The sequence below is a fragment of the Myroides sp. 1354 genome (genome assembly GCF_030324495.1).
Classification (GTDB): Bacteria; Bacteroidota; Bacteroidia; order Flavobacteriales; family Flavobacteriaceae; genus Flavobacterium.
This window is the reverse complement of record NZ_JACAGN010000001.1, coordinates 378,556-392,525: the sequence shown is the minus strand read 5'-3', so window position 1 is coordinate 392,525 and position 13,970 is coordinate 378,556. Positions and strand designations below refer to the sequence as shown.

11 protein-coding genes and 1 tRNA gene are annotated in these 13,970 nt (G+C 36.7%); 4 read left to right on the top strand and 8 right to left on the bottom strand.

Annotation, left to right across the window (positions count from 1 at the left end):
• Position 1: 1 nt before the first annotated feature.
• Positions 2-1,336: a DUF8457 domain-containing protein gene (locus HX004_RS01695; protein WP_286440590.1), complete on the bottom strand. Its 1,335-nt coding sequence runs from the start codon at positions 1,334-1,336 to the stop codon at positions 2-4.
• A 100-nt stretch (positions 1,337-1,436) separates the two neighbouring features.
• Here HX004_RS01695 and HX004_RS01690 point away from each other — a divergent pair, with 100 nt between their 5' ends.
• The 3 genes from HX004_RS01690 to HX004_RS01680 all read left to right on the top strand — a co-directional run bounded on the left by HX004_RS01690 (position 1,437) and on the right by HX004_RS01680 (position 3,581).
• Positions 1,437-2,048: a thymidine kinase gene (locus tag HX004_RS01690; RefSeq protein ID WP_286440589.1), complete on the top strand. Its 612-nt coding sequence runs from the start codon at positions 1,437-1,439 to the stop codon at positions 2,046-2,048.
• Between the two features lie 20 nt (positions 2,049-2,068).
• Positions 2,069-3,304: an MFS transporter gene (locus tag HX004_RS01685; protein ID WP_286440588.1), complete on the top strand. Its 1,236-nt coding sequence runs from the start codon at positions 2,069-2,071 to the stop codon at positions 3,302-3,304.
• Between the two features lie 203 nt (positions 3,305-3,507).
• Positions 3,508-3,581 (top strand) — tRNA-Met (locus HX004_RS01680).
• 70 nt (positions 3,582-3,651) lie between these two features.
• On the opposite strand, the gene HX004_RS01675 is transcribed toward HX004_RS01680, so the two are convergent.
• Both HX004_RS01675 and HX004_RS01670 read right to left on the bottom strand, forming a co-directional pair.
• The gene (locus HX004_RS01675) at positions 3,652-4,620 is read right to left on the bottom strand and encodes a tetratricopeptide repeat protein (RefSeq protein ID WP_286440587.1); all 969 of its coding nucleotides are present in this window, start codon (positions 4,618-4,620) and stop codon (positions 3,652-3,654) included.
• A gap of 23 nt (positions 4,621-4,643) precedes the next feature.
• On the bottom strand, positions 4,644-5,141 hold the full coding sequence (locus tag HX004_RS01670) for a DUF6265 family protein (RefSeq protein WP_286440586.1): 498 nt from the start codon (positions 5,139-5,141) through the stop codon (positions 4,644-4,646).
• Between the two features lie 146 nt (positions 5,142-5,287).
• Here HX004_RS01670 and HX004_RS01665 point away from each other — a divergent pair, with 146 nt between their 5' ends.
• Entirely contained in the window at positions 5,288-5,647 is a 360-nt protein-coding gene (locus HX004_RS01665; protein ID WP_286440585.1) for a hypothetical protein, read from the top strand.
• A 128-nt stretch (positions 5,648-5,775) separates the two neighbouring features.
• Here the strand turns inward: HX004_RS01665 and HX004_RS01660 are convergent, their stop codons facing one another.
• The 5 genes from HX004_RS01660 to HX004_RS01640 all read right to left on the bottom strand — a co-directional run bounded on the left by HX004_RS01660 (position 5,776) and on the right by HX004_RS01640 (position 13,947).
• A complete protein-coding gene (locus HX004_RS01660) occupies positions 5,776-7,749 on the bottom strand; it encodes an OmpA family protein (protein ID WP_286440584.1) in 1,974 nt (657 codons plus the stop codon).
• A gap of 17 nt (positions 7,750-7,766) precedes the next feature.
• Positions 7,767-8,699 (bottom strand): PorP/SprF family type IX secretion system membrane protein, encoded by a 933-nt coding sequence (locus tag HX004_RS01655; protein WP_286440583.1) that lies wholly within the window; start codon positions 8,697-8,699, stop codon positions 7,767-7,769.
• Positions 8,700-8,707: 8 nt separating this feature from the next.
• Positions 8,708-9,979 carry a T9SS type B sorting domain-containing protein gene (locus tag HX004_RS01650; RefSeq protein WP_286440582.1) on the bottom strand — a complete coding sequence of 424 codons (1,272 nt, stop codon included), beginning with the start codon at positions 9,977-9,979 and terminating at the stop codon, positions 8,708-8,710.
• Between the two features lie 6 nt (positions 9,980-9,985).
• The gene (locus tag HX004_RS01645) at positions 9,986-10,591 is read right to left on the bottom strand and encodes a phage tail-like protein (RefSeq protein WP_286440581.1); all 606 of its coding nucleotides are present in this window, start codon (positions 10,589-10,591) and stop codon (positions 9,986-9,988) included.
• A gap of 83 nt (positions 10,592-10,674) precedes the next feature.
• The gene (locus HX004_RS01640) at positions 10,675-13,947 is read right to left on the bottom strand and encodes a phage tail-like protein (protein ID WP_286440579.1); all 3,273 of its coding nucleotides are present in this window, start codon (positions 13,945-13,947) and stop codon (positions 10,675-10,677) included.
• Positions 13,948-13,970 lie beyond the last annotated feature (23 nt).

The window sequence follows — 13,970 nt, the reverse complement described above, 5'->3', positions numbered from 1 at the left end:
CTTATTCGAAACGCTTTTCAATTAACGCCATAAAGCGCTCAGCATATTCTTCTTTTCCTTCCCAATTATTGTATTCTGGCTTAACCAAGTGCTCTACAAAGCTTCTCGCTTCATCGTAAGTACTTACTGTATTCAACTGAGATAAAACGCGGTTGAAATCTTCTGAACTATTGGCAAACAAATGTTTTTCAAATGCAATGCGATCATTTAATCCCACCATAATCGTACCGCGATAGATATCATTAATTGTTTTCTTTACAATTCGAGGCTCTCTTACTGATACTTGATCCAAATTGAACAACATATTTTGCTGATTTTCATTTTTTTCTTCTTTGTCCTCCTCCTTTTCTTCTTCTTGAGTTGCTTGCTCTTCTTTTTGTTGAGCAAAAAAACTTGCTGTCGATTGGTTTTCTTCTTCTGATTCTTTTTGTTCCACTACTCGTTCAAACATACTATCATCTACGAGAATCGTATCTTCCTTTGACAAATCTTCTACTCGTATAAACTCAATCTCTCCAAAATCAAATCCCTCAAACGGATTGACCTCTCTTTGATCTCCAGTTAATGAGGCTACTTCCTCCTCTTCTATCTTTTCCTCCTGCATTTCGGCAGCTACTTCACCAGTTGCTTCGGCTTCTATTGTTTCAGCAACAACTTGATCTGCCAACTCCTCTTCTTCTAAGGTTTCAGTCCTATCTTCTTCCGTCCATTCTTCCTCTTCCTCTTCTAACTCTTCCTCTTCTAACTCTTCCTCTTCTAACTCTTCCTCTTCTAACTCTTCCTCTTCTAACTCTTCCTCCTTTTGCTCATCCACTTCTTCTTCTTCTACCTCTTCCACTTCTTCTTCTTCTACAAGGGCAATTAACTCTTCCTCCTCTTCTTGTTCGAATTCAATTGCTGTTTCCTCTTCTTCTGTTTCTTTTTCTGACTCGGTTACGCTTTCTTCATGCCTCATCTCTTCTGTTTCCTCTTCAACCAAAGCAGTTGAATCAAAATCAATAACCGTTTCTTTTTCTGCTTCTACGACAATTGGATAATCATCACCGACTAAATCAACGGGGATTTGAGAGCGTGTATCTTCTTCTGGAACAGGAACAAATACCGTTTCGGGTTCAACTGTTTCTGCTTGAGCTACAGCGCTTAATTTTGTTACTAACTGATCTTCAGTTATGTCGTTTACAAGTCCTAATGCTAGGTTATCTTGATAAAATTTTAAAATTTGAAGCTTCTCATACAGTTCTTTGGCTTCAACATATAACTTATCCACATCCGTATCCTTCATCTGTAACACGCGATGAACGATGCTCAACAACTCTCCCTCTAAGACTTTCTTCATAACTTTTAATTTCATTAGTAAATTATACAAGCTTTTTTTGATAAATTTGTCCTTCACAAAGTAACAAAAAAACTACTGGTTTCGACCTGAAAATTACAAAATGTTTCTAGAAATTCCTGTTAATCATAAAGAACAGTTTGGTTGGATCGAAGTAATCTGTGGATCAATGTTTTCTGGAAAAACAGAAGAACTGATTCGCCGATTAAAGAGAGCCCAATTTGCCAAGCAAAAAGTTGAGATTTTTAAACCTGCGGTAGATACGCGATATCACGATGAATATGTCGTATCTCATGATTCGAATGAGATTCGTTCGACCCCTGTACCCACGGCAGATAGCATTCGACTTTTAGCTAGCGGTTGTGATGTAGTCGGCATTGATGAGGCGCAATTTTTTGACGCGGAGATTGTCAATGTTTGCAATGAATTAGCCAATTCGGGCATTCGCGTTATTGTTGCAGGTTTAGATATGGATTTTAAAGGAAATCCTTTTGGACCAATGCCTGCCTTAATGGCCACTGCTGAATATGTAACCAAAGTACACGCTGTTTGTACACGCACTGGTAATTTAGCTCACTATAGTTATAGAAAGGCAGCGAGTGAGGATATTGTGATGCTTGGTGAAACAGAAGAATATGAACCTTTAAGTAGAGCTGCGTACTACAACGCCATGCGCGAAGCAGAAAAGCTCAAAAAAGAAAAACCCAAACCCTGATTATATAGATTAAACACTTTATGAAAAAAATATACCAAATTTATCTGGACTCTTATCGAGGTTTATCCTCAGCTTCTTGGATGCTAGCCATCGTAATGTTAATCAATAGAGCCGGATCGATGGTATTTCCTTTCTTAGGTGTTTATATGAGCAAGGAACTCCACTTTGAGGATGAACAAACGGGATATGTATTAGCCTGTTATGGAATTGGATCGATGATTGGTTCTACCATAGGGGGTTGGATTACGGATAAAATCGGAAATTACAAATTACAGTATTTAAGTTTACTGGGAAGTATTCCCATGTTTATTTTATTGCCTCATTTCACTTCCGTCATTAGTTTAGCTATTATGATTCTCGTTCAAAGTACAATTAGCGAGATGTTTCGTCCTGCAAACTCCGTTGCGATTACCAAATATGCTAAACCTGAAAATATTACACGTGCGTTTTCTCTAAACCGCATGGCGGTTAACTTAGGTTTCTCTATTGGTCCGGCTATGGGTGGAATGCTAGCGGCTATTTCTTATGCTTTATTATTCTACATCAATGCAGGGGCGGCTTTCTTTGCGGCAATTGTATTTATTTACTTTTTTAAAGGACGAAAAGAAAATCCAAAACCAACAACATCAGTAGAGGAAGACGCGGATATTACTGTGGGTACCTCTGGCACAAAACGCCAATCGCCTTATAAAGATGGTTTATTCTTGTTTTACAGCTTTTTCTGTACGTTGTATTCCATCGCTTTTTTACAGCTTTTCAGCACTTTACCTATTTTCTATGAGAAAGTAGGTGGATTAAATGAATTGGAAATTGGAATTGTCTTAGGCTATAGTGGACTGTTGATTTTCTTAACGGAGATGTTATTGGTCCACATGGCAGAACGTCATCTCACTACACAAAAAACCATTTTTTACGGTGCTTTGGTTGCTCCTTTTGCCTTTTTAATTTTCCTTTTGGATTACAGCATTGTATCCATTTTCTTATCGATTACCCTGTTAAGTGTATCGGAAATGTTGATCTTTCCTTATACCTCAACAGTAACTGCTATGCGTGCTGACGATAGCAGCAAGGGCTCGTATATGGGAGTAAACGGATTGACCTTTGCTGTAGGATTTATTATTTCTCCCATTTTGGGTACAAAACTCGTTTCTTACTTTGGTTATGATGTATTGTGGATTGTTATGGGATCTATCTTTTTGGTTTCTGCTTTTGGACTAAATTATACGGTTGGCAAAATGGTTCAGCCTAAACCTTAAGTAAAGGAGTTACTTTTCTTCCTTTTCAATAACAAAAGTAAAATCTTCTTAGTTATTGATTACAAATAGGATAGCAAAAAGGGGATAAAAAATAAATGTTAAAATTTAAAACTCTAGACAAAATCGAGCTTTTACGCCTTGCATTGTTTATATTTTGTTCTATATTTGCACTCGCATTAACAAAATAATGCAGTCCAATATATGGCGAGGTAGCTCAGTTGGTTAGAGCGCAGGATTCATAACCCTGAGGTCACGGGTTCAACTCCCGTCTTCGCTACAAGGTAAAAAGACTTAATCGAAAGATTAGGTCTTTTTTATTTACAGTGGTGTTCCTATTTTTTATCCTCCTATCTCTTTACGGATCCTTTATCCCCATTCAACAATTTATAAAACAAAGATTTAGAATACATCTGATTGATTTCTTGTGCTCTCCTTTCCTCTTGATCGGTAGAAAGAGCTAATGATTGTAACACAATATCTATACCTAAAAATGTAATATATTCTACTTCGTACTCGTAATTCTTCTCTTTTATTTTTTTGATTTGAACATTCTCAAAACTTTTTTTGTAATAGTCGCTCAATACCTCAATCTCATACCTCGATTTTAGTATATCAAAAACAAAATGAACAACTTCTGAATTATCAGCAAATCCATTCTCAAGGAGATTTGGAAGTAATACTTCAATGGCTTTATCGGGTTGATTTAACCCTATATAACATTTAGCATATAATAGGCTAATGTATATATCATCTTCTGCATAGGCATTACCACAAAAATGTTGGTAAGGGAATTCTTTTGTTAATTCTAAGTAAGTCAACGCTTTTTGAAACGCATTATCTTTCAACGCAAGAACCACTAATTCTTTAACTGCCCTATTCTTGTAATTACCATAAGAGACATTCTTGACTCCTTTCTTTCTTTTTCCTTTATCGTTTGGATTGGTTGCTATAATGCGTTGAAAGGTTTCTTTTGCCTTGTCATATTCTTGTAAAGTCAATTGGGCGTAACCTACATTGTATAAAGCTTCGATTGCCAAAGATGAATTAGGATATTCCTCCAACAGTGTATCATACAAATCAATAGCCTTTACTAACATTTTTTTTCTTACCTCAACTGCAAGTTCCTTCGTAGACTCCATAACGCTATCAGAATATAGATAATAATCCAACACGAGTTCATCTTCTACAAAACTTTGAAACAAAACTGCTTGCTGAAATAAAACATCATCTTGATCTATTTTTTTCTTTTGTCCAAATAAAGAACACCCAAACAAAAGCCATAAAGACAAACTAAAAACCACCTCTTTCTTCCTCATGCAATTTCTTTTAATTTTCTCCTCTACTCTTTCACAAATTCAAAATCAATGGCCATTTCTTTATTGGAAACTATAGCTTTGAGGGTGTCACTTTCTATTTTGTACGCGATATGCGTTGGAAAATCATGACTTTCATTTACACAAACAAAAGAGTTCTCTTTTAATTCTGTCATTTTAAATTCAACTGTATCAGCATCCTCTGATGTTTTTACAACCAAGTTCCAATGCCCATCGGTTTGAACCAATCGCATGTATTCTTTACTCAACGTATCCCCTTGAGCAAGTGTATACCCAATTCCATCGTATTGAGAAGGACTTGTTTTATTCCAAGACTCAAAAGTTAATCTCCCTTCTTTGTCATTGGTTCTTTTCCAATTGCCCAACAACCAATCTAAGTTTGCGGTTTGCTCTACTGTTGTTTGAGCTTGTGAGGCATTAACCTCTTGTTGCGCTTGTTTTTTACTGTCCTTACACGAAATCATTGCAAACATCGTTAGGAAAAATAAGATGTATTTTTTCATTGGTTTGATTTTATTTTTTTGATGATAAGTTAAAGATAATCAATTCTCTGAAGTCATGAAAAACCATCCTATTTTTATTTTTCCTTCCTAAACTTTATTTAAAAAGACAAGTGAATTGACCAAAACTAAATATATTTGTTTGCTACATGATGAAGTACAATCGACATATTGCCCAATTTTTGTGTCTCTTGTTTGTGTTGTTAGGTGCGGAAAAAATTAATTTTTTCACCCCACAAGACTGCGAGGACAAGCTCACATTTTGTCCGATTGCCAATATGTATGTATATCAATTAGGAACTGCTTCATCCGACGATGCTACAAAGGCACCTAAAAGCAAAAACTGCAAAGCAACCAACATCAGCTGTGAAACGTTTTTTATCGCACAGGAATTGGAACGTCCTTCAACAAAGGAGCGGTCTTTTTTTGCTGACAAGCAGTATTTTTACCAACCCGTCATCCATTCGAATCCATATATAACAATAGTAGATCCTCCTCCTAATGTTTAATTATACCATATACGAAGCGCTCCTTATAGGAGCGCTTCGTTTTTTTATTCTTTATTAAGCACAAAGGGCCGCTCTTATTGAACGGCCCTTTATGGGAATTAAATAATGTGTTTATCGTAGTACTTCGTTTACATTTTTACAATAATAAACTCACTTCTTCTGTTTTCTTGATGTTGTTCTTGTGAACACGGAACACCATTCTTACATGCATTGATTAATTGGCTTTCACCATAACCTCTTCCTGTTAAACGACCTGGATCGATTCCTTGCTCAATCATCCATTGTATTGTTGATTTGGCTCTACGGTCTGATAACTTCATATTATAAGCGTCATTTCCACGGCTATCTGTATGTGAACGAACATCTATCTTGATAGTTGGATACATCTTCAATACCTCAACTACTTTTGCCAATTCAGCGGCTGCATCAGGGCGGATGTTTGCTTTATCAAAATCAAAATAAATAGGTTGTAATTTCAATTTCTTAAATAAATCATCGTCGGCTGTAATGGTTTCTTGAATTGGTTCCAATCCGATTTCTACTTGTTCCACTGCGTTTAACTCATAGCCCATCGTTTGAGCGATTTCTCTCGTTTGGAATCCAAGGGCTTCTGCTTTTAGACGGTACTTTTTACCACAATCTAAGTCGGTCAATCTGAACTTTCCTTGATCATCTGCGTGAATACTATCTAAGATGGTATACGTTGCATCGTATAAGGTAATTTTAGCACCTACCAAAGATTCTCTTGTAGAAGCATTGAATACCCAACCATCAATACTTTGTTTACAGCTAATCTCTTTCTTCTCTTGTACAAAGTAAATATCATCTCCTCCTGTTCCTCCTGTTCGATTGGAACTGACAAAACCTTTTTTAGTTTTGGGATCGAAATAGTATCCAAAGTCATCTGCAGGGCTATTCATCGGTTCTCCAATATTGGTCACCGTACCAAAAGAGCCATCTACATTTATTTTTGCCATGAAGATATCCAATCCCCCTAATCCTGGTCTGCCATCTGTTGAAAAGTACAGCATAAAATCACTGGAAATAAACGGAAACGTTTCGCGCCCTTCTGTATTGATTTGCTTGCCTACATTCTCTACTTTTCCAAAGCTTCCATCCTCTTGTATGGCTACGCGGAATAAATCACTTTGTCCGATTGACCCACTGCGATCTGAAACAAAATACATCCATTTATCATCTGGTGTTAACGCAGGGTGTGCGTTATTCGCTTTGGGATCATTAATTGATAATGCAACTGGTTTGCTCCAAGTTCCATCTTCTTGTAAAGTCGATTGAAACAATTGCAATAAGGCATTTTTAAATCGATTCTGTTGAATTTCATCTTTTGTAGCCGTGGCATTTTGGGTAAAATACATTGTTTTTCCGTCTTTGGTAAATACCGCCGTTGACTGATTGATGTCTTTTCCATCTCCATTAAAAAACAAATGTGGTTCTTCAAATGTTCCGTCATTTTTTATTTTAGAAGCATATAAACTAGTATAAGCCTCATTGGTCCATTTGTGCACCTTATTTCCCGACACTTCCTTGGATGCTCTCGCAGAAGTATAAATCAATTGATCTCTAAAAATAGCCGCGCCATAGTCTGAATACTCACTGTTTAATTCCAAAGCTTCTACCTCGTAGCGATTGGAACGCTTCTCAATATCCGATCGATAATTATTTTTGTTTGCCTCAAATAATTGAGCGCGAGAATCACTTTGTTCTAAAGCGGTAAACTTAGACATATAAGCGTCTGCTTCGTCATACTGTTGGGTCGCACGCAGTGTTTGTGCATAGCGATAATAGTATTCTGATTCGACAGATTCCTGATGCTCATTGGCGAATTGAAACAGTTCTTGATACCACTTATTCGCTTCTGTTAGCTTTCCATTAAAATAGTAAGCATCTCCTAGTTTTTGCAGCGTATTTACGCTTTTAAAACCCTTTTCAACTGCTTTTTCATAAATTTCAATGGCATTGATATACTCGTACTTCTCAAATTTTTGATCTGCTTTATTTTCTCGCCTTTCTTGTGCCCATCCTATTGATGTTGTCAACGCGATTGAAGATAAAACTAGTAATTTAACTAATCTCTTTTGCATAATTTATCATCTTTAGGTTAGAAGAAACGCGGAGATGTTTTTCTCGTGTATCGATTAAAAATATCAGCACGTAAGAAAAACTCATGTGATCCTTTGTTGTAATGTCTTAACTTGGATGTATCCGCATCATAAGAATACCCTACGAATAAACTTTCATTGATTTGGAATCCAACCAATCCACTAACAGCAGCATCCCAACGATAGGCAACACCAGCAGTTAGTTTCTCAAAGAACAAGAAATTCGCTGTTAAGTCAAGCTGTACAGGAGCTCCTTGTACGGCCTTCATTAAGAAAGCTGGTTTAAATTTCACATCGCGATTGATATCAAATACATACCCTCCCATAAAATACAACTGCATGCGTTGTTTCATTGTTGTTACTTCGTTGTCGTCATAACGGTGTGTTTCTAAAAAGCTAGGCACGGACAGTCCTAAATAGGATCGATCTGAATAAAGGTATACCCCTGCACCAATATTAGGTGTAAACTTATTGGAGATATTCTCTTGGATATTGATATCCGACGGATCAAAAGGATGTCCTTTTGCGTAATCGACATTCAAGATATCCGCAGAAGCTTTCAATCCAAAGGCCAATTGATAGTGGTAGTTTAGTTTTATTTTATAAGAGAAATCAATGGCGATGTTGTTTTCATCCATGATTCCGATTTTCTCATTGACAAAAGAGAATCCCAATCCTACATTGGAATCGCTGATTGGAGTTGTCACAGCGAAACTTGCAGTTTTAGGAGCTCCATCTAATCCTACCCATTGTGTTCTATAGTTTCCAAATACACTTAATACTTCTCTTGTTCCTGCATAAGCAGGGTTATAGACTTGCGTATTATACATATATTGTGCAAACTGTGGTTCTTGTTGTGCAAAACCATGTTGAGCAGCACTTATCAATACTAAGGCTGTTCCAACTTTTTTGAGTTTGTTTAAAAAATTCATCCTTACTATTAATTCGTTTCTAAATGTAAATACCCTGCTTTCTTAATCGTACTGGATACGCCGTCTTTCACTACTTCATAAACAAGCACGTAATAATAGGTTCCCGAAGGCAGCTTTTCGCTTCCGTTTAAAGTCATTTTTCCTTTCGAATGACCATCAAACACATTTCCATTTGAATCGTAATTTTTCGTTTCAAAAACTTTAGCTCCCCATCTGTTGTAGATTTGAACGCTATTGTTTGGAAATTTTTGAATGTTATCAATAAAGAAATAATCATTTACCCCATCTCCATCAGCAGTAACAATATTGTAGATTACAACATCTCCTTCTAATAACCAATCGGTTTTTACTGTGGCTAATGTGAAGTACCCCACCCCTTTTACGGTTGTTGGTGTAGTAATTCGATTGGAGCTCATATCAACAATTCCTCCTTCATCCACCCATATTTTCTTGTCTTCGTCCCAACGGACAATATGCAAATCCTTTTCTGGGTTTTCTAGAACAAGGGGAGAAGTGGTACGATTGTCCCAGCTCAATTCAAGGATGATGTTCTTTTCATCTTTGGTCGCTTTCTCGCTTTTACTCGCTTTATCTACATACCAATATTCGTCTGTATTCAACGTTTTAATTACACCGGATATATTTGACTTATCAGCAAAAAAGGCATTGTCTTTATATTTATACATTCCTGCATAAACAGTTTCCTTTTCTGGTGCCGTAATATGAGCAGGGCGATAATACCCTTGATTTCCTATGGGAAAAGTAAAAGCATCATTCCCTACCTTATCAACCGTTCCATCCACATGACTTTGATCGGTAGAATTGGTCGCCTTAGCACCTTTTAAAAAGGAAAAAGCACCATTTTTTTCTTCAAAAGTTACAATTCCATCTAAAAAATCAACCTCTCCTTTAGCCGAAATTCCATTGTTGAGATAAAATGCACTTTCAACTGTTGAATTATTAAATTCAAGGTTATTGAAACGAATCCATTCACTTCCACCAATGGTCTGTTGTTTATTTGCAGTAAAAATGGTTTTACCTGAATTTTTCAGCTTTCCTTCCTCTCTAAAGTCAAATATTCCGTCATTGGTCAAATTTTGGTAAACATACAACGTCCCGTTGTTGAATACCATGGCATCTTTCTTGTTTTCCATGGAGAATAACGTTGCCATCTCTGTATTGGGCATAATGTACAAACCTCCATAATTAACGGTTTGTCCAAACGCTAAACCTCCTGTCAAAGCCAAAGTGCCAAGCAAGATTTTGTGGTTTATCCTCATCTTCCCCTATTCTTTAACAACGAATACAATATTCATCACAGAGTATGGACTACCTGCACCAATAACTTTATAAGTCATTTTACCGTCTGCTGCAATTACAATATCCGAAAATACGGTATTGTCATAATCGGTTACATAATAATATAAATCTGTCGCCTCAGGAAAATGTGGAATAACAGCAGGCGCACCTAAACTACTTGCCGTATTACCTGTTAGGGTGAATTGATTCACGTATTCTTGGTACAAATCTTTATTCTTATCTCCAGGAACAGAAGTATCAAAAACAATAGAAGGCATATAGAAAAATTTCACTGCTTTATTATCTGAAGTCACCATTTGTTGCCATTTCGTTCCGTCATTATAGTAAAACCCCGGCACAACGTCATTTTGTCTTTTTGTATTGTAAACCGTCATCCCTGCAACATGTGCATTCAGCGGTGCAGCATCCGTTGTTTCCACCAACTCTAATCTCGGCAACAACAATCCTTTATCTGATGCTTCAACCTCAAGCATTGCGTTAGCGTTAATTGATGGTGTACCACCTACTTTAGTTTGAGCAAATGCAACGGTGCTCAATACTGAAAATACGAATCCTAAATATATCTTTTTCATCTTATTGTTTTGTTTAAGTTTAAAATGATGGGGTTTATTTACGACAATAAAATCCCCATCATTTTGCTATTGATTAATTTAAATTAGGGTTGAACCGCTTCATTTGAAGTATATTCAACTACGACTTCATAACTACCTACTGGTAACATCGTATATTGGTTCCCCACACCAATATTAAATTTAATTTCTGTTCCACCTACAACGACAACATCTGTAGTATTAGACGTAACTACCTGTCCTGCTGTATTAAGAAGTTTGATTGCTAATACTTGTCTGATTTGTTTATCACCAACTAAGTTTAGTGCCACAGGAGTTGCAACTGCAGAATACAATGAAATCGTTGTTGCACCTTTACCTAAATACACTTTATATCCGTTATAAACATTTCCTGTAAATACAGTATCTCCTTCGTTCGTGATATGATCACCTAAAGTCTGCTTCACAATATCTTTGTACTTGTTAATCAAGTTGACTAAGAAAGAAGCAGGCAATTCAATTTCTTTGTTCTCTTTTGTACCATTTGTATGAGTAATCACTTGATAGAATACAGATGGTGTATCGATATCATTATCGTGATCTCCAAAATACACGTTACCTCCTTGGTTTAGTACATTCGTGATTGCATTCTTAATCTCTTCATTGTTGTTGATTGAGTTTAAGATATCTTCCGTCATATTGATGTAATCTTTTTGATCTCCCTCCGCATTATACTCATAAAAGATTTCACCTTTTTTCACATTGCCTGCTACTGGTGCTGTACGCACGTCTCCAAAAGCAGGTAATGTACCATCCGCTAGAACCTCAGTACGTTTAATTTGCGTTTTCGTTTCTGCTCCAGCAACTAAATCTCTTAGGTTAATCGTTTCATATGAGTTGGTTGCTTCGTCCCAATATTGGAATACCCAAATCTTTTGACCCGCATTTGCTGGATCGTCAATTTGTGTATAAATCACATTGCCATTAGAGAATTGAGAAATGTACTGTAAATACGCTTCAACTGTTGTAAACGTTTTATCTCCCTCAGTCGTTGTGATGGTGATATTCGTTGGTGATTCTAAGATCTCTTGGATATTGTTGATTACACCACCTACTACATCTACGTGAATCGCACCCGCTGGAACGCTTGTCCAATTTGCTGGATTTGTCTCTCCTCCTGCTTTGATATACGCTTCAGATAAATAGTATTGTTTGTTGTTGTAGCTAACAATCGTTGTATTCGTTTCAGCAGCTTCTACTAAACCTTGGATGTCAATGGTTTTATACGTATTGGTTGCTTCGTCCCAATATTGGAATACCCAAATCTTCTGACCTGCATTCGCTGGATCGTCAATTTCTCTATAAATTACATTGCCATTAGAGAATTGCGTAACATATTGTAAATATTCTTCTACTGTTGTAAACGTTTTATCCCCTTCTACTGTAGTAATGGTGATATTCGTTGGCGATTCTAAGATCTCTTGGATATTGTTGATTACACCACCTACTACATCTACGTGAATCGCACCCGCTGGAACGCTTGTCCAATTTGCTGGATTTGTCTCTCCTCCTGCTTTGATATACGCTTCAGATAAGTAGTATTGTTTGTTGTTGTAGCTAACAATCGTTGTATTGGTTTCAGCAGCCTCTACTAAACCTTGGATGTCAATGGTTTTGTACGTATTGGTTGCTTCATCCCAATATTGGAATACCCAAATCTTCTGACCTGCATTCGCTGGATCGTCAATTTCTCTATAGATTACGTTGCCATTTGAATACTGTGAAATGTACTGTAAGTACGCTTCAACCGTTGTAAACGTTTTATCTCCCTCAGCCGTTGTGATGGTGATATTCGTTGGTGATTCTAAGATCTCTTGGATATTGTTGATTACACCACCTACTACATCTACGTGAATCGCACCCGCTGGAACGCTTGTCCAATTTGCTGGATTTGTCTCTCCTCCTGCTTTGATATACGCTTCAGATAAGTAGTATTGTTTGTTGTTGTAGCTAACAATCGTTGTATTGGTTTCAGCAGCCTCTACTAAACCTTGGATGTCAATGGTTTTGTACGTATTGGTTGCTTCATCCCAATATTGGAATACCCAAATCTTCTGACCTGCATTCGCTGGATCGTCAATTTCTCTATAAATTACATTGCCATTAGAGAATTGCGTAACATATTGTAAATATTCTTCTACTGTTGTAAACGTTTTATCCCCTTCTACTGTAGTAATGGTGATATTCGTTGGCGATTCTAAGATCTCTTGGATATTGTTGATTACACCACCTACTACATCTACGTGAATCGCACCCGCTGGAACGCTTGTCCAATTTGCTGGATTTGTCTCTCCTCCTGCTTTGATATACGCTTCAGATAAATAGTATTGTTTGTTGTTGTAGCTAACAATCGTTGTATTCGTTTCAGCAGCTTCTACTAAACCTTGGATGTCAATGGTTTTATACGTATTGGTTGCTTCGTCCCAATATTGGAATACCCAAATCTTCTGACCTGCATTCGCTGGATCGTCAATTTCTCTATAAATTACATTGCCATTAGAGAATTGCGTAACATATTGTAAATATTCTTCTACTGTTGTAAACGTTTTATCCCCTTCTACTGTAGTAATGGTGATATTCGTTGGCGATTCTAAGATCTCCTGAATATTATTTACCACAATATCCTTCACTTTAATTGGCATTGCTCCAGGTGCATTATTTGGGATATTTGCAATTGTATTTGCTGAATCCGCTGCTAACCAGTCAATAATCGTTTGCTCTGAAAAGTAAATCATTCCAATTACTTTACCCTCTGCATTCAATACCTCTTTCATGAATGTTTTCGTTTCAAAACCATTCACCAAATCCTCAAAATTGATTTGTTGCGTTGTGTACGTTTGCGTTGTGGCATCGTAAGTTACTGTATAAAAATTTCCGTTTTTATACACTACCGTTGTATGCGTTTCTGGTGTTGTCGCATCATTTGATGGATTTGAAGGCAAGATGTAGTTGATTACCGCTTGTATATTCTTCACATCTGCTTCAAGATTGGTAATATTATCACCTAAATTTTCAATGACTTGATCTAACTCTGCTTTTCCAATGATTCTATTCCATTTGGAATCTACCCAATAGTAGAATCCTGTTGGAATAGTAGCATTGCTAATATTATATACTAACAAACTCTCTGTTTGTACGCCTTCGATAGGATTAAATACATCTATTGCTTTTAAAGCAACGCGAGGAATTAAAATACCTTTATCTGTAGCTGTAACATCTAATTGTGTTGATGTAATAGGGGTTGGAGTTCCTATACCAACCTGAGCATTTGCAAAATACGATGCTCCTAATACTGCCGCTAATAGTGTGATTTTTTTCATAGTATTATATTTATTAATTCTCT